At 59.5% G+C, this 17,905-nt stretch carries 13 protein-coding genes; 10 read left to right on the top strand and 3 right to left on the bottom strand.

All coding sequences use genetic code 11. The features are described from left to right. Positions 1-41: 41 nt before the first annotated feature. A complete protein-coding gene (locus tag SH410x_RS06940) occupies positions 42-1,508 on the bottom strand; it encodes a HEAT repeat domain-containing protein (protein ID WP_473675773.1) in 1,467 nt (488 codons plus the stop codon). Between the two features lie 138 nt (positions 1,509-1,646). On the opposite strand from SH410x_RS06940, the gene SH410x_RS06935 reads away from it, so the two are divergent. The 8 genes from SH410x_RS06935 to ccoG all read left to right on the top strand — a co-directional run bounded on the left by SH410x_RS06935 (position 1,647) and on the right by ccoG (position 11,926). Further along, entirely contained in the window at positions 1,647-2,546 is a 900-nt protein-coding gene (locus tag SH410x_RS06935) for a prephenate dehydrogenase (RefSeq protein ID WP_473675772.1), read from the top strand. Positions 2,547-2,610: 64 nt separating this feature from the next. After that, a complete protein-coding gene (gene purL / locus SH410x_RS06930; protein ID WP_473675771.1) occupies positions 2,611-5,619 on the top strand; it encodes a phosphoribosylformylglycinamidine synthase subunit PurL in 3,009 nt (1,002 codons plus the stop codon). 6 nt (positions 5,620-5,625) lie between these two features. Continuing rightward, the gene (locus SH410x_RS06925; protein ID WP_473675770.1) at positions 5,626-6,330 is read left to right on the top strand and encodes an RsmD family RNA methyltransferase; all 705 of its coding nucleotides are present in this window, start codon (positions 5,626-5,628) and stop codon (positions 6,328-6,330) included. Positions 6,331-6,510: 180 nt separating this feature from the next. Continuing rightward, positions 6,511-6,957, top strand: a complete 447-nt coding sequence (locus SH410x_RS06920; RefSeq protein WP_473675769.1) for a hypothetical protein — start codon at positions 6,511-6,513, stop codon at positions 6,955-6,957. Positions 6,958-7,267: 310 nt separating this feature from the next. Continuing rightward, positions 7,268-9,634, top strand: coding sequence for a cytochrome-c oxidase, cbb3-type subunit I (gene ccoN, locus SH410x_RS06915; RefSeq protein ID WP_473675768.1), 2,367 nt, complete (start codon positions 7,268-7,270; stop codon positions 9,632-9,634). A 61-nt stretch (positions 9,635-9,695) separates the two neighbouring features. After that, positions 9,696-9,872, top strand: coding sequence for a hypothetical protein (locus SH410x_RS06910; RefSeq protein WP_186774852.1), 177 nt, complete (start codon positions 9,696-9,698; stop codon positions 9,870-9,872). Beyond that, on the top strand, positions 9,869-10,507 hold the full coding sequence (locus SH410x_RS06905; RefSeq protein WP_473675767.1) for a cbb3-type cytochrome c oxidase N-terminal domain-containing protein: 639 nt from the start codon (positions 9,869-9,871) through the stop codon (positions 10,505-10,507). Before SH410x_RS06910 ends, SH410x_RS06905 begins: the two co-directional genes overlap by 4 nt. Positions 10,508-10,516: 9 nt before the next feature. Continuing rightward, positions 10,517-11,926, top strand: a complete 1,410-nt coding sequence (ccoG, locus tag SH410x_RS06900) for a cytochrome c oxidase accessory protein CcoG (protein WP_473675766.1) — start codon at positions 10,517-10,519, stop codon at positions 11,924-11,926. A 49-nt stretch (positions 11,927-11,975) separates the two neighbouring features. Here ccoG and rarD read toward each other — a convergent pair whose 3' ends face one another. Together rarD and SH410x_RS06890 are read right to left on the bottom strand one after the other, a co-directional pair. Beyond that, positions 11,976-12,935 carry an EamA family transporter RarD gene (gene rarD / locus SH410x_RS06895; protein WP_473675765.1) on the bottom strand — a complete coding sequence of 320 codons (960 nt, stop codon included), beginning with the start codon at positions 12,933-12,935 and terminating at the stop codon, positions 11,976-11,978. Positions 12,936-13,144: 209 nt separating this feature from the next. Beyond that, the gene (locus tag SH410x_RS06890; RefSeq protein ID WP_473675763.1) at positions 13,145-14,665 is read right to left on the bottom strand and encodes a sporulation stage II, protein E; all 1,521 of its coding nucleotides are present in this window, start codon (positions 14,663-14,665) and stop codon (positions 13,145-13,147) included. A 331-nt stretch (positions 14,666-14,996) separates the two neighbouring features. On the opposite strand from SH410x_RS06890, the gene SH410x_RS06885 reads away from it, so the two are divergent. Continuing rightward, positions 14,997-16,223 carry a M20/M25/M40 family metallo-hydrolase gene (locus tag SH410x_RS06885; RefSeq protein WP_473675762.1) on the top strand — a complete coding sequence of 409 codons (1,227 nt, stop codon included), beginning with the start codon at positions 14,997-14,999 and terminating at the stop codon, positions 16,221-16,223. 162 nt (positions 16,224-16,385) lie between these two features. Next, positions 16,386-17,771 carry a PP2C family protein-serine/threonine phosphatase gene (locus tag SH410x_RS06880; RefSeq protein ID WP_473675761.1) on the top strand — a complete coding sequence of 462 codons (1,386 nt, stop codon included), beginning with the start codon at positions 16,386-16,388 and terminating at the stop codon, positions 17,769-17,771. The last annotated feature ends 134 nt before the right edge of the window (positions 17,772-17,905 follow it).

Here is a 17,905-nt window from a genome sequence, read left to right as displayed (position 1 = left end):
AAGATTATAGAAACTGCGCGTCGAAATCTCCAGCGTTCAATTCAGAACAAGTCGAGAATTCGCCGTATCCGAGCAGCGACGTGCAGATCGGTCTCCCGTGCAAGTTGATGGTGCAAACTCGCCCGCACGGCCGCAGCCTGATCCTTTCCAATCGATAGATTCTCTCCCAGAGACGATGCCATCTGCAACCGCACCCGACGGTCGGGATCGTCGAAGACAAGTGATAACCAGGGTTCCGTTGCGATTTGGCCGGAGCGGGCCAGAGAATCGATCAGCAAAATCCGCTCATCCGGCCCTGCGGCGGTCCATTTCGTGGCCAATTCGAGCTGCGACTCCGAAAAACCCCGCGTGACGAGCTCGTGACGGGCCCGCTCGACCGGCTCCACGGCGGGGCGTGAAGGGTGACCCAGCACTGCCACATCGCCGAGCGTCGCCACCGCTGCAGGGTCGTCATCGGTGGCAGCGGCGGACACTTGGATCACGCGGCCAACCGGCCGACGCGCCGATATAGCAGGACTGTACGCGGAGGTTGACTCACCGGGCCTGATCGGGCGCAGCGGCGCGGTGACACCATGCGGCAACGCTTGCAAACTTGCGGGTGCTGTCATTGCTGGAGACGTCCGCGCGTCGTTTTCCAAGCGTGCCTGCCGAGTTCCCGCCCGGACAATTTGAGGGGCTTGGGTGCTGGCCGGCGGCGGCCAATCGGTCCACCCTGATTGGCGAACTTGTGTCGAAGGCCGAACGACCTTGCTGACGGAGTGACGCTTCTCGTCGGAGTCCAGTTTTGTGGGAGAGTTGACCAACGTCGCAGTCGCCGGTGCATGGCCGTCGAGTGCTGCGAGTAATCGATTGGCGGAGGCGAGCAGGTCGGACGACTTGCCAGGGGCGGACGAAAATTCGAGAATCGATTGCTGCAACAATTCGCGTGCCCGCCCGCACTGAACGGGCCCCGGTTTCGCTGATTGCCCCCTCTCCTGCGATCGTAAAAACGTCGCCGCGATAGCCTGAATCAACTGTTCGTGCGAGGTTTGGGCAGCGGCGGGTGACAGCGTGATCCAATCATTTTGCAATCGCTGCAGAAGGGTGAACGCGGACACGGAGATTGCTTCATCGTCGGCGGACAACTTGTCGACCAACGGTTCAATCGCGTCGGCCCCGAAATCGGCGATTTGAGTTAAGCGGTTTTGCTTCGCTGCAGCATCGAGGTCGTCAAAACCAGCGACCAAACGCGAGAGCAGGAACTGCTTGCCAAAAAACACGCCCCCCAGCAATAGAGTGGTCAACGCCAGTGTGACCACGAGCGTCTTGACCGCACGCAGGAACCGAGACTTCGCCGACGGCTCACTGGCAGCGAGCACCCGCGAAAACGGATTGGGAGTGTCGCCCCACCCCGATTCGTCCTCGTGGCCAGATCGCTCCGCCGTTGCCAGGGGAACGCCATCTCGCGGGTGATGTGCCGAGGGTGCCGTCGGATGGGATGAACGATTCGATTGAGAATGCGGGGACATACCCTCGATTGTGCCTGTGGCCATGAAATGACGGCAAGATCAATTCAGTCGGATCGGCGGAGCGATCCGGCGACAATTAGGGGGGCGAGCCCGCCAGAGGACTGGGCTTGATGAAGGGGATGCGATATTCTGCTGCGCGTGAATATACCTGATTTTGCTACCGAATCGTCGTTCCCACCCATTCGCACTGTCGCGGTGATTGGGCTGGGGCTGCTTGGCGGCAGCGTCGCGAAGTCGCTCCGCCGATCGGGTGGGGATTCGAGTGTGAGACTGATCGGCTGGGCGCGACGGGCGGAAACTCGTGAATTCGCGATCAACAATGACCTCGTCGACGCCGTCTCAGACGATTTCATCGAAGCATCCATGCTGGCCGATCTCGTGGTCATCGCGACGCCGGTCGACCGAATCGCGGAATATGCGATCCAAATTGCCGCTGCCTGCCCCCACGTGGCGATCACCGACGTGGGTAGTACCAAGTGCGGTATTGTCCAAGCGGTCACGGCGGATCCAGCGACCGCCGCCCGCTTTGTCGCGGCACACCCCATCGCGGGAAGCGAAAAAACAGGAATCGAAAACGCTCGCGACAATCTTTTCGACCACAAATTGGTTGTGATCACGCCCTCGGGGCATGAGTCGGCGGGCGTGGTCGAGGCCGTCGATGAGTTTTGGAAGTCGACAGGTGCGAGGACGCTGCAATTATCGCCACAGCGGCACGATGATTTAATGGCCGTCACGTCCCATGCACCGCATTTGCTCTCCGCTGTCGTGGCCCGGCAGGTGCCTGAGGAAGCGGTCCCCATGGTCGGCCCGGGCTGGCTCGACACCACTCGGATCGCGGCGGGCGACGAGGGCCTCTGGACCGCCATCGTGTGTGAAAATCGAGCCGCTATCCTTGCGGCAATGCAGGCCGCGGCCCAAGATTTATCGCAGTTAATCAAAATCATCGAGACCGCCGACGACGACGCGCTGACCGCATACCTCCGCGACGCCAGAACCAAACGCGAAGCCGCCCAACCCCACCTCCCCCCACCGCATTAACCAACGCCGGCCTCGCTGCCTTCTCCTTGTCTTCTCCCCCCACTCTCAAAACCGAGCCCCAGACATGCCGCTTTGGCAAATCGACATTCATCCGGCACCCCAGCAAATCGACCGGGTGGGACTGCATACTGCTGACGAAATTCACCAGCTCGGTTTGGGCAGCGATCTGACGGTCGCGGCGGCGCGGGGTTTTCTCGTGCAAGGCGAGATCAGCGGCGAACAAGCCGAATCGGTCGCGGCAACATTGTTGGCCGATACCGTCACCGAGCGGCTGGTGATCGGGCGCGTTAGCGAGAGCGGCGACAGTGACGTGCTCTCCGAGCCGCCCGAGTCGATGATGGAGAATCTTGCCGAGCGGGGCATTGAGGACCACCCGCACCTGGTGCACGTGATGAGCAAACCGGGCGTGATGGATCCGGTCGCCGCGAGTACGCAGAGTGCGCTGGCCGACAGCGGACTCGACGCGGGAGCGGTCAAGACGTTCCGCAAGTACTGGATTTCAGGCGTGGACGAGGCGGGGCTCGATGCGATCTGTCGCCGCGCGCTGTCGAACGATTCAATTGAACAGTTCGTCGTCGGCCCGTTGCGGATGAACGAACTCGGAGTCGGATCGGAAAGCAAGTTTGAGCTGGTGCGAGTGCCGATTCGCAGCCTCGACGACGCGGGACTCGAACAGTTGTCCAAAGATGGCCAGCTGTACCTGACCCTCGTCGAGATGCAAACGATCCGCGACCATTTCGTGTCTCTCGATCGTGACCCCACCGATATCGAACTCGAGACCGTTGCGCAAACCTGGTCGGAACACTGCAGCCACAAAACGCTGGCCGGTCGCATCCACTATCGCGGTCCCGCCGCCGATGGCACCCCCGGAGGTGACGAGCGGCAATACAGCAACATGCTCAAGGAAACGATCTTCGCCGCGACGCAGTCCATCCGCCGCACGCTCGGCGAGAAAGATTGGTGCGTGAGCGTATTCAAGGACAACGCGGGGGTCGTCACGTTTGACGACGAGGACCATGTTTGTTTCAAAGTCGAAACACATAACCATCCCTCGGCGCTGGAACCCTACGGCGGCGCCAACACCGGCATCGGCGGTGTGATCCGCGACCCCATGGGCACGGGCATGGGCGCCAAGCCCATCTGCAATACGGACGTGTTCTGTTTCGCACCACCGGATGTGACCCCCGATGAACTGCCGCCGGGAGTCCTCCATCCCCGCCGCGTGATCCAAGGCGTCGTCTCAGGAGTGCGTGACTACGGCAACCGAATGGGTATCCCAACGGTCAATGGGGCGGTGTACTTTGACCGTCGCTACCTCGGCAATCCACTGGTCTACTGCGGCAATGTCGGGATCCTTCCCGTGGGGATGGAAGACAAAGAGGTCAAAGCAAACGATCTAATTGTCGCGATCGGCGGACGGACCGGACGCGATGGTATCCACGGAGCAACCTTCAGTAGCGCCGAACTGACCAGCGAATCGGAAACGCTCTCGGGCGGATCGGTGCAGATCGGCAACGCGATCACCGAAAAAATGGTCCTCGACGTGATGCTGCAGGCTCGCGATCGCGGGCTTTACAACGCCGTCACGGATTGTGGTGCGGGTGGGTTCAGTAGCGCCGTCGGCGAGATGGGCGAAGAACTCGGAGCCGAGGTGTGGCTGGAAAAGGCACCACTGAAATACGACGGGCTGACCTATACGGAAATCTGGATTTCGGAGGCTCAGGAACGGATGGTCTTCGCCGTACCGGAATCAAAGTGGGACGAGCTTCGCGAATTATGCGAGAGCGAAGGTGTCGAGGCGGCGGCGATTGGACGCTTCGTGCCGACAGGCCGCTTGAAACTGACCTATCAAGGCGAACTGGTCGGCGACATGACGATGTCATTCCTGCATGACGGGCGGCCACCGGTTATCCGCGACGCGGTATACCATCCGCCCACAGTCACCCCGTTGGCCATTGAAAACCGCGATGCGGCAGCCAACACCCAAACGCTACTGGCGATCTTGGGAAGTTACAACGTGGCCAGCAAACACTGGGTGATCCGCCAATACGATCATGAGGTGCAGGCCGGCAGCGTGATCAAACCGCTCGTTGGCCCCCAATGCGACGGCCCCGGCGACGCCGCCGTCGTGCGTCCGAAACTCACCAGCAAACGCGGCCTGGTCATTTCATGTGGCATGAATCCGCATTACGGGGATTTTGATACCTACCACATGGCAACGTCCGCCATCGACGAAGCCATGCGGAATGCTGTTGCTGTGGGTGCCGATCCCTCGAAGATCGCGATCCTCGACAATTTCTGTTGGGGGTATACCGATCGGGCTGAGACACTCGGATCGCTCGTCCGAAGTGCGATCGCCTGCCAAGACATGGCGGAAGTGTTGCAAACACCGTTCGTCAGCGGCAAGGATAGCTTGAATAACGAGTTTAGCTATTTCGACGACGGCGGCGAGAAACACACGATCGGAATCCCGCCGAGCCTGCTGATCAGTGCGATGGGTCAGATCGCGGATGTCAGCAAGTCGATCACGATGGATTTGAAGGACGCCGGTAACGTGCTGCTGCTCATCGGACGAACGCGGCGAGAACTGGGTGGTTCCCACTACAGCCTCGTCGAGAACGTGAGCGGTGGTGACGTTCCGCAGGTTGACCCGGAGTTTGCGAAACAGGTCTTTGCAACCGTCCACGCCGCAATCATCGATGGCGAACTCCGTTCGTGTCACGATCTAAGTGAAGGCGGACTGGCGGTCGCAGCGGTGGAAATGGCACTCGCCGGTGGGCTCGGTTTGAAGATTTCGCTCGATGATGTTTCGCGTGTGGACGGCGAAGGCAACCCCCTGAGCAGCAGCGAAGTCTTGTTCAGCGAATCCAATACGCGGTTCCTGATCGAAGTGGAATCCAACCGGGTTGACGATGTGACCGCGAGATTTTCGAAAGCCGGCGTGCCACTGACACGACTCGGCGAAGTGACATCGGGCACTTCCGTGCAGGTCCGTGATCGCGATGACGCCGTACTTGACGTCGATATCGCGGTGGCGAAATCGGCTTGGCAGGCTCCCCTGGATTGGCACTGAGAAATCATGAAATCACGAACGAAAAAACCGAATTCGAAACCGAATTCGAAACCAAATTCGAAGTCGAAGTCGAAATCAAAGTCACCGGGAAAGCCCACCAAGCTGCGGATCATCGGCGGTGACATGGGCGGGCGTACCGTCACGTACCATGGGGAAGAGTTCACCCGCCCGATGCGCGACAGCGTGCGGGAAAACCTGTTCAATATCCTCGGCCTCGGCTTGCGTGGGACGACCGCATTCGACCTATTCGCCGGCACCGGTGTGTTGGCGTTTGAGGCCATCAGTCGTGGCGCGGTCCGAGCGGTGGCTGTCGAACCGATCAAACAGGCGGCCGACCAGATTCGCAAGACGGTCGAGCATCTCGAGCTCGAAGACAAGTTCCAACTCGTTCAGGGCGATGCGTTCGCCGTGGCGAATCGACTGCTGACGTGCAGCGGTGAAGACGATACGCCGTGGGTCGTGTTCCTCAGCCCGCCATACCGGTTTTGGAACGATCCCGAAATATTCCCCAAGCTCGCCGCGATCATCCGCCACGTCCAGAGCCACGCACCACCGGGCAGCATCTTAGTCACCGAGACCGATTACACCTTCGACACCGACCTCCTCCCTGCGGGTGACTGGGACATTCGCGCCTACGGCATCACCCGGCTCTCGTTCATCGAACCGGGCAACCACTGCGGCATGAACCTTCCCGATACCCTGGAACTATAGACAAACCGGCCCAAAGTCGCCGAGCGACGGCAGCAGCGTCCGCGCTCTGATCCCTGTCGCCCCCGCGGGGCTTGCGGTAGCCTGGGCTACCATTGTCCCGACAAGCAAGTCCGACTCGGACGGGGGCAATGGGTCCCCTCCACCCGCCTGTCCGCCCGAGCGCTGAAAGAAAGAAACCCAATGCAACTTCTCGACACGATTTCCCGCATCGTTCACATCGCCACGGCGATCACACTGGTTGGCGGCAGCGTGTTCACGCTTTTTGTATTGCTACCGTCGATCAAAGCCCTTTCCGAAGACGCGCGCCAACAGCTGGCCACGGCCATCAATGGGCGCTGGAAGCGGTTCATCCACGGGGGCATTCTGCTGTTTTTGCTGAGTGGTTTCTACAACTACTTCCGCGCGATGCCCGCTCACAAAGGGGACGGGTTGTATCACGGATTGCTGGGAACGAAGATGTTGCTCGCCTTTGCGGTCTTCTTTTTCGCCTCGGTCCTGGTGGGACGAAGCGCAGGCACGGAGGGCATGCGATTGAACCGGAAAAAGTGGCTAAGCGTGATTGTGATCCTGGCCGCAATCATCGTCACGATTTCGGGCTTCCTAAAGGTTCGTGGTGTGATGCTCTAAGCGGTCACACGCTACGGAATCTCGACGTTGACACCGCATCCTTGATCCGAATGCCGTCAGCCACCCGGTGACGGCACCATCGAACCGAATGTTGGATGGCATCGGATCACGCACGCCACTCGACTGCTCGGCTGATCGGCTCATTCAACCAACCGCCCCGCAAACAGGCACCTGCGGCGAATTGCCGCGCAGCTAGCACGCTTGGAAATCTATCTGCTAGAATGCTGAAGTTGCGTAGCGAGATTTATCGCGGCCCCGTTTCAGCGCGTCTCCCAGGGCGCTTCTTATCGTTTCGACACCGAGGAATAAAATGGCGACAGTGACGTCGACCGATGTCCCGCAGAGCGGATCTGGCGACAGCCATGTCGCGACCGACGCGGGCCGCATGGAACAGTTCTCATACGATGACTCGATCGTGCGTTTGTTTGCGATCGCGACAATCGTGTGGGCGTTGGTGGCCACACTTGTCGGCCTGACCGTCGCCGTGCTGCTGGTATTGCCGGGTATTTCGGGCGGTATTGAGTGGATCAATTTTGCACGCCTGCGGCCACTGCATACCAACGCAGCGATTTTTGCGTTTGCGGGCAATGCCATTTTTGCCGCGGTCTATTACAGTACCCAGCGACTGTGCAAGGCGCGAATGTGGAGCGATGTGCTCAGCCGCATGCACTTCTGGGGCTGGCAAATGATCATCGTGCTCGCCGCGATGACGCTGCCGCTGGGGATCACCCAGAGCAAAGAATACGCGGAACTCGAGTGGCCGATCGACATCCTGATCGCGATCGTGTGGTTGTTCATCTTTGGTGGCAACTTTTTGATGACGCTAATCCACCGCCGCGAACGGCACATGTACGTGGCCCTGTGGTTTTACATCGCCACGATTGTCACCGTGGCATTGCTGCACATTTTCAATAATCTCGTTGTGCCCATTGGCCTCTGGGCAAGTATTCCGATTTACGCGGGCGTTCAAGACGCATTCATGCAGTGGTGGTATGGCCACAACGCGGTCGCGTTCTTCTTGACGACACCGTTCCTCGGTTTGATGTACTACTTCCTGCCGAAAGCGGCCGAGCGGCCGATCTTCAGTTACCGATTGAGCATCATCCACTTCTGGTCGCTGGTATTTATTTATATCTGGGCCGGTCCTCACCACCTGCACTTCACTTCGCTGCCCGAATGGGCCAGCACGCTGGGGATGCTCTTCAGCGTCATGCTGTGGATGCCGAGTTGGGGCGGGATGCTCAATGGACTGCTGACGCTACGTGGAGCATGGCACAAAGTCGCGGTCGACCCAGTGCTGAAGTTCTATGTCGTGGGCGTCACGTTCTACGGGATGGCCACTTTTGAAGGCCCCGCATTGGCGGTTAAATCGATCAATGCCTTCACGCACTATACGGACTGGACCATCGCTCACGTGCATGCGGGTGCGTTGGGGTGGAACGGGTTCATGGCATTCGGCATGCTGTACTGGCTGATGCCGCGAATTTTCCAAACCAAAATGTGGAGCGAGAAACTCGTCAGTCTGCACTTCTGGATTGGCACGATCGGCATCCTGCTATACATCGTACCGATCTATGCAGCAGGCTTGATGCAGGGCTGGATGTGGCGTGCGATGGACGATACAGGGCACTTGATGTACCCAGACTTCATCGAAACGACGCAGTCGATCGTGCCACTGTGGTGGTTGCGAGTAGTCGGCGGCGCGCTGTACTTCAGTGGCGTCGTGATGCTCGGCGTGAACGCGTTGATGACATGGAAACAACGGCCGTCGGAGTACGATGTCCCCGTCGTCACAGCACCTCGCTTGAGTGCCCAATACAACCCACACGAGAAGGAACGCAAGAGCCCGCTCGAAGGGGTCGCCGTGCTCGAGGTCACCAAGAAAATCGAATCGTTTGCCTGGATGGGTTGGCACCGCCGCTGGGAACGCCTGCCGGTGAAATTCACCGTGCTGGTGACGGTCGCTGTGGTTGTCGCAACACTGTTCGAGGCCATCCCGGCGTTCTTGATTCGCAACAACGTGCCCACGATCGCAACCGTCAAACCCTACACACCGCTGGAACTGGCAGGTCGTCACATCTTTGTTTCGGAGGGCTGCTACAACTGCCACTCGCAACAAATTCGCCCGATGGTCTCCGAAACGAAACGGTATGGGGAATACAGCAAACCAGGAGAAGGTATCTACGATCGACCGTTCCAGTGGGGCAGTCGGCGGATTGGTCCAGACTTGGCGCGGGAAGGTGGCAAGCAGAGCAGTTTTTGGCATTGGACGCACTTTGAGAACCCTCAAAACGTCTCGCCTGGATCGGTCATGCCCGATTATGCCCACCTGTTGACTGAGGACATGAAGTACGACGCGATCGCGCCGCATGTCCAAGCCGCTGCCTACTTGGGTGCCGAGTATTCGGACGAAGACCTCAACGACACCGCAACGGTCGCAATGCGTCAAGCGGAGCGGATCGCAGCGGAAATCGTCGAGCAGGGTGGTCCGGCCAAAACGTATGAGAAACAAGCGGTTGCATTGATCGCGTTTCTTCAACGCGTTGGGATCGACTTGTTCGCCGAAGAAGAAGTTCCGGCGACGGAAGTTCCGGCGACGCCTGCCGAGGAGGCCGCACCAGACGTCGCGTCAGACGAACAGGCGACCGAGGATGCGGCGAGCGTCCCTGCCGCTTGATTGACACAAACTTATACACCGGTGGTACGTGCCACCGACACACTGGGAAGGATCAAGACGAATGATCAAAGATTTAGTATGTGCGTTGGACTATTCGGTTTGTGCCGAATGGGCGCTCGCGCTTTTCGTGGTGGCGTTTGCCACGATCACCTATGGCACGCTCAGGCTCAGTCAAGACGCGTCGGATCGGTTTGCGTCGATTCCTCTCTCTGACGATGTGGAGGACCCCCGTTCATGAATACCAAGCCTCCTGAACACTCGCACGATGCCGACGATGCGCACACGACCGGGCACGTCTACGATGGCATCGAAGAATTCGACAATCCTTTACCAGGATGGTGGAAATGGATCTTCGTCGCCACCATCGCGTTCTGCCCGCCCTATTGGTTGTATTACCAAGGCGGGACGCCCGGTCGCTCGATCCAAGACGCATACTCGGTGGCCCTCGCCGAAAACACGCGATTGCAGTTCGATGAGATTGGCGAACTCCAGCCCACTGAACCAACCATCTTGAAATACATGCACGATGACAGTTGGCGGCGGGTGGGACGAATTGTGTTTCAAACCAACTGCGTCTCCTGCCACGGTCGTGAAGGAGAAGGCAAAGTCGGCCCGAACCTGACCGACGAGTTCTACAAGAACGTCAACAACCTCACCGACATCGCCAGCGTCATCAATAACGGTGCCGCCGCAGGTGCGATGCCGAAATGGTCGAACCGTTTACACCCCAACGAAATTGTCCTCGTTGCCGCCTACGTGGCGAGCTTGCGTGGCGAAGATCTGCAAGGCCCTCGCGGTCCTGAAGGCAAAACGATCCCGCCATGGCCAGAGCCGACGGCCAGCGAAGAGGATAAACCCGCCAACGAATCCTAATGTGATCCCATGAGCAGTCCTGAAACCGATTCAATGCACGATGAGTGGGACTCGGCTGCCTACGACGTGCTCAGCACCCTGAAATCCGACGGCAGCCGCCGTTGGCTGCGACCACGCCTGTCGATGGGCGAGTGGTGGAAGAAACGCCGCGTCGTCGCGTATCTGCTGATGATCGTGTTTGTCATGATTCCGCACTTGCGGATCGGTGGCAAACCGGTTGTGTTGATGGATTTGGTCTCACGCCAGTTAACGGTACTGGGCAAGACGTTTTATCCGACGGACACATTGATCCTGGCATTCGGGATGCTAGCCGTGTTTATCAGCGTTGTGCTGGTGACGGCGGTTGCCGGTCGGGCTTGGTGTGGATGGGGATGTCCGCAAACGGTGTACATGGAATTCCTGTTCCGTCCCATCGATCGCTTTTTTGAAGGCTCGGTCGGCCGTGGCGGCAAACCCAAAGCCGATATGGGCGGCCTGCGCAGTGTTGCGAGGATCATCGTCTACCTGCTGTTGTGCATGTTCCTTGCGCACACCTTCTTAGCGTACTTCGTCGGTACCGAACGATTGGCTCAGTGGGTTCGCTCCTCGCCATTTGAGAACCCTTCGGCGTTCTTGGTCATGGCGGGCGTGACCGCGTTGATGATGTTCGACTTCCTGTATTTCCGCGAACAAATGTGCACGCTCGCGTGCCCGTACGGTCGCTTCCAATCCGTGATGCTCGATGAGCAATCTAAAATTGTCGCTTATGACCCGGTGCGTGGCGAACCACGCGCCAAGGGCAAGCGGCCTGCGGCGACGCCAGCCGGGGATTGCGTGGACTGCCATCAATGTGTGGTCGTCTGTCCGACGGGAATCGACATTCGCGAAGGCTTGCAAATGGAGTGCATCAACTGCACCCAGTGCATCGATGCGTGCGACAACGTGATGGTGCGAGTGGGGTTGCCGAAGGGATTGATCCGGTACAGCTCGCAAGACGAGATCGCCCGCAAACCCAAAAAAGTGTTCCGCGCCCGAACGATCGCCTATCCAGTGCTGCTACTCGCGGTGCTGAGCGGGTTCGCATGGGCAGTGAGCAGCAAAGTGGGCTTTGACGCGCGGCTGCTGCGTGGCAAAGGGGCCCCCTTTTCGATCACGGCCCAAGGCAATGTCAATAACTCGTTCCGCTTGCGTTTGGTCAACCGCACCAGCGAACCCCAACAGTACACGCTCTCGGTAACGACCCCAGAAAACGTGTCGCTCGAGGTCCTGCAAGATGACCTCCTCAAACTGCCGCCCGGCGGCAACGTGCTCGTACCGCTGAGCGCAGAGTTCCGCCCCACTCAAACCCGTGGTAGCGGCAACAAGGCGGCAATCTTGACCGTGCAAGACGGGCAGGATCGAAAGCACGAAATCGCCTTCAAGCTGCTCGGTCCCCGATAGTGATCGTTGCCAGAGAGCCCCCGTCCGCCTGAGCGGAGACAGGACGCCATCACGACCGTGCAGACGGTTGTGAAAGTGTCCCCAATCGCCGGGGGCGGTGAGTCGCCGCAATGAACAGAATCAGCGCCAGCCACACGAATACGAACCCGCCCATCCGCGTGCGATCGAGAGCCTCGTTGTAGAGCACTGCGCCAACGAGGAACTGCAGCGTAGGGCCTACATATTGCAGAATACCGATCAGCGACAAATCCAGCTTGCGAACGGCCGTGGCAAATAGCACCAGTGGGGTGATCGTGATCACGCCCGCGAACAACAGCATCGTCGTCACGCGGAGCGATTCTAACTGAAACGCGCTGGTCCCCTCCCTAACTTGCCATCCCAGGTATATCGCCGCGGGAATCACCAAGACGGTGACTTCGATCCACAGCCCGACCAGTGGCGGCAAATGCGCGTGTTTCTTAACCAGTCCATAGATCCCGAAGGATGAGGCCATCAGCATGGACACCCAAGGCAACCCTCCCGTGCCGATCGCCATGATGCCAACCCCCACCGCTGCAACGGCGACCGCAACCCATTGCCATCGATCGAGACGTTCACCCAAAACCAGCACGCCCAAGAGCACGTTGACCAACGGGTTGATGTAATAGCCCAGCGACGCATCCAGCACCCGCCCGTGATTGACTGCCCAAATGAATGCGAACCAATTGATCACAATCATGATTGCAGCGACGCCATGGATCATCCACACGCGAGGATTGCGAAGCTCACGCAGCACGGACCGCCCGCCGCCCCACCATCCACGATACATCAGAATCGGCAGCATGATGGCCAATGAAACGAACGACCAAACGATGCGGTGGCAGACGAGTTCAGTCGAATTGGCAACGTCGACCAGATGCCAATAGATCGGAAACAGTCCCCACAAGGTGTGGGCACCAACGGCGCAGACCAACCCGATCCGATCAATCGAGGGCGCGGCGTCTGGCGATGAATCGGTGGCAGATGACACAGGTAGGATGCGAGCGGCTGGTTGGTGACCCAACAAGAATCGTCGGAAAGTCGCTGATCACTCCGCAATCAGGGCGATCGATCGCGGGGCGATCAGCGACTTTCCTTAGTTCCTGCGGTCCAATGTCAGAAACCCGCCCAATCTCGCCCACAGCCGTGGCGAGGTCAATGAGTGCGTTCGAGCGTTCATGTGTCTCGGCATCGACCGGATTACCGATTGGCCTCGTGCAGCAGGGCGATCGCAGTGCGTTCCTGAGCCATCGGTAATGACGCAGTGAAGCGGCGAAGTGCTGCCAACGGACTGCATTCGCCTTCGCTCATCGCCTGTTTGAGTGCCGCACCCACCTGATGCTGCACTGACTCGCGCTCATTGAGCCCTGAGTCGCCACGCGACAGTTTATCGCCCGAACGTGCATTGTTTCTGACGGGTGCCCCCATCCCCATCCAGTCGGCACCGGTGACCAGCAGGGCTTCGCCGGCGAGCAAGGTAGTCTCGTGATTCATGATCGGCAGTTCTGTCGGAAACCCATCGGTCGTCGATCCGGTGGCACGGCCCAAACTCAAGGGGCGATAGCCGTGCTTGGAAACAATCAGACTGGACCACTGACCGATGGACGAAATCACGGCGTGCCCCGTTTCGGGATCCACGTGAGCATAGAGCAGCGATAGGTTCGGACATCCCGATTCATCAACCGCACCATCACGCACCTGCAGCATGCTGTGCAAGATCCGCGTCAGCGCGTCTTGAGGTGTGTGGCGATAACCGATGTGAGCTTGCAGTGCGGCGCGGGCAACGGTGGCATCAAGCATATCGACAAGATTGCCGGCAGGACTCCAGTCGTGCCCAAACTGGCACATTGCCAGCGAGAGGATACCGTCGGGAAGGACGTCCCAGTGGTGCCAGCTCTGGGCAACCGACAGCGGGGATTCCACCATCCCATCGACCGCCCAGTGCCGTGCCAGTCGACTTCCCATCGGCAGCGTCTCTTGCTGCCAATCGGCGATCTGCTCCACCCAATCTTTTGCATCGGCGGACCATTCCGCGGCAGTCGACAGGGTGCTCGAAGGCAATGGTTCCATCGCTTCGACAAATTGCTCCACATCGAAATCGGGCTCGACCGCGTCGTCGAGTCGCTGCGGTTGACCGGCACCGTCGACCTGCTTGAGCGAGACAAGAATGTGGCAAACGTTGGCGGCGGCGAGCCTCGCGGCGGCCTTCGTTTGGTCGTTATAGGGTTGTGACTCGTTGCTAAAGAACCACATCGTACCAATCGGCAGGTCCGTCCCACCCAAGCAGATGCAGTGGGCTGAGGCAAACGATTCGGGAGACGCATGCTGGTCAACACGACTCGCTGGCAAGTCTTCGATGGTATGGTTCCCTTGCACCATGGCCTCTAAGTCACCACGAGCGCCACGCAGCGGACGAGATGCCCCCAGCCGATCCCGAGCGGGCATTCCAAACACAAATCGTGTCGTCAATAGCTCCGTTGCTTCATCGAGCATGTAGATCACCGCGGCGGTAGATCCGGTCGCGAGCGTCGCATCGGCTAAAATCTGATTGATTTGCTCGCTGCCTTTCTGGGCGACCGAGTCCTTGAGAATGACCGCCGCGCGAGCGGCCAACTCCGTTTGCTGAACCTGCTGATCGGTGGTGACGCCGACTTGGATCGCGTCTTCCGGTTCGCATTCGGCGGGATGCAGTTTCAGATAGCTCGGCGGTGGTGTAATCACGAAATCGTCAACCCGATGTGAGGAGTGCGGAGTGAATCAACTTGATAGACCCATCGTCGCCACGTCGCATCTTTCCTCAGCAGATCAACCGGCAAAGTTTACTTTGCTTACCACCACGACCGTGCAATCGGTGCAGGCGGAATAACGCGTTCCCAAAACGCTGCCGGTGCAGAGCATTGCAGACGCGCAGATACGCGGTAGGATGCCCGTGAAGTGATCGTGCGATCGCTTTCCCGAACCATCTCCCCCGCGACCAGAACGATGGATCGCCGAGCGATCCACGCCCCTAACTGTTCCGACAATCTCAACCGCGAAGACGAGCCAACCCACCATGTCTGATGTCAGCGAAAGTTCACTCATCGAAGTCGACCGTGATGCAGCCTTGGAGCGGTTCATGCAATTAACGTCCATCTGCGGCCGCAGTGGCGAGGAGGCGGACGTGGCTACCGCGATTACCCAAACGCTGATCGCTGCTGGGCTCGATCCAGCCATGATCACGTACGACGATGCGCAGCAGCGAACCCGCATTCGAGGCAACTGTGGCAATTTGATCATCAGCTTGCCGGGGGACGAGAACCTACCACGGACGATGCTGTCGGCGCATATGGATACGGTGCCGATTTGCTTGAACGCCGAGCCTGTACTGCGAGACGATCCGGAACTGGGCCAGATCGTGGTGGCCGCAGGTGAAACGGGCCTGGGCGGCGATGATCGAGCGGGGTGTGCGATCATCCTGACCGCGATTTTGGAACGGCTACGGTTTGCCGCCGCGCATCCCGAGGCCGTGCTCGGGCCAGCGGTCGTGACGTTCTTGATCCAGGAGGAAGTCGGTCTCGAGGGCGCCCGGCATATCGACGCGACGAAGATCGGACGCGTCGATCAGGCCTTCAACTTTGACGGTGGGGCCATGAACATGATCCGCCACGGTGCCATTGGCGGCGAGCGAATGCAGGCGGTGGTACATGGGTTCGCCTCCCACGCGGGAGCGGCACCCGAGCGGGGTGTTAGTGCGATCGTGATCGCGGCCAAGGCGATTGCGGCGCTGCATGACGCGGGTTTGCTCGGACGGATCGAGATCGATGGCAAACGGGGCACGGCCAACGTCGGCGTGATCGAGGGCGGCGAGGCCACCAATGTCGTCACCCCCGAAGTCCGACTGCGGATCGAAGCCCGCAGCCATGACGCGGAATTCCGAGGCTGGATCGTCAGCCAAATTCGCGAAGCGCTGCAGCGCGCGGCCGCCGAGGTGACCGATGCCTCAGGCCGCTGCGGGCGAATTGAATTCAGCAGCAACGTCGACTACGAGGCGTTCGCCTTGAGCCTGGACCACCCGTCCGTGCAAGCGGCCCGACTCTGGGTTTCCAAACTAGGGCGCGAGCCCATTTGCGAGGTTGCCAATGGTGGTCTCGACGCGAATTGGCTGTTTCTGCACGGGATCGCCGCCGTGACGCTGGGTTGTGGCCAAGCGGCGATACATACCGCCGACGAATATCTTGTCGTCGCGGACTACCTCGATGCCTGTCGGCTGGCAGCCTCGATCCTGGTGGCGAATTTGTAGCATCGGTACTAGGTTCGACTCTGCAGGGCGTTTATACTCGGTAGCAATGGTAACGGACGAAACCGGAGACACCGGCGGCGTGCTTCCCCTGCTCATATACTCCCCATACGTGCGGCGAGCGCTCTCAGCACTCGCTCACCCCTTCCCACCGGCATTTTTCGCTTGTCTGTTTCTTGGCATCCCGGAGTACAAGTCGCCGAGCTGACCCATGTGGGGATGCGCCGGGCAAACAATCAAGACTCCTACGCCGTGATGGTTGCAGAGTCAGAGGAACGCTTTGAGCGACGAGGGCACTTGTTTGTCGTCGCCGACGGCATGGGGGCTCACGCCGCGGGCGAACTGGCGTCGAAGATCGCCTGTGAACAGATCGCGATGCGGTATGTCGGCTCGCAAATGAGCGATGTCGGGCAAGCACTTGGGGAAGCCGTTCATCGCGCCAATACGGCGATCTATGAACGCGGCCAGAGCAATCCCGAATTTCACAACATGGGCACGACGGCGAGCGCATTGGTGCTCGCCCAAGGACGTGGTTACGTTGCTCAAGTCGGGGATTCGCGTGTCTATCGACTGCGTAACGGGATCCTCGAACAACTCACCTTCGATCATTCGCTCGTCTGGGAAATGGAGGCGAGCGGCCAAGTCAGCAGCGATAGCCCGCTCGGCAAGGCGATCCCCAAAAATGTGATCACTCGGTCCCTAGGCCCCGGTGCCCACGTGATGGTCGACCTGGAAGGGCCATTTGAATTGGAACTGGGCGATCGCTACCTGCTCTGCAGCGATGGCTTGACCGGACTCGTCGAGGATGACGATCTCGGCGTGTTGATGGATTGCCTCCCCCTTGAAAAGCTCACGCCCGTGCTGATTGACTTGGCCAATCTGCGGGGCGGTCCAGACAACATCACGGTGATCGCGGTCGACGTGACGAGCGACAATTTGATCGATCGCTCGAAACTACGACAAACGGGTACCGACGGTGGGTCGTTTCGTTGGAATAGCGGCCATTCATCGGGCTCACTCCTGGCCGCTACCACGGTCTGCTGGTTGGTCGCGATTGGACTGGCGATCGCTGCCTACTCAGGCGGCTCGAAATGGACCGGTTCAGCGATCGTAGCGTTCCTGCTCGGTGCGATCGCACTGGGGATCTGGGCCAGCGGCATCCTCGTTACCGACGATCGTCGCCGACCATTGAATGTACGGCGGCGTAAACGGCCAACCCGGCCCGTCCAAGGGAGCTACGATTCAGGCCTCGAAGCGTCCGAGATCGCGACCGGAACCGGCCCATACCGCCACTATGCCGTCGACCAACACAGAACCGTCTTTGGCCGGCTCGTCGCAGTGGTCTCTGAAATCCGTCGCTCGTCCGAACTGCATCATTGGGATCTGGATTGGAACGGCGTTGATCAATACTCAACCAATGCGACGCACGCAGCCCAATCGGGCCAGTGGAAATCGGCCATCGAGCACCAATGTGACGCGGCACTCGAAGCGATGACGCTGCTCAGAAAACAGCAGGACGACTCAGCGAGTGATACTGCTGTGGATCTGTAGGACCTACAGCAGCCCCGGCCAAAACGAGCGGCGCCCCCAACGAGACTGCGGCGGTCCGCCAATCGTTCTGTTTCGAGTGAGCCGAATGCCGTCCGGCATCAGGGAACACCCCGCCCCCCGACTCGCTCGCGTGC

Source organism: Rhodopirellula sp. SH410, assembly GCF_055811895.1.
Note: the sequence above shows the minus strand (reverse complement) of the source record. Positions and strands in the feature narration are given on the sequence as shown.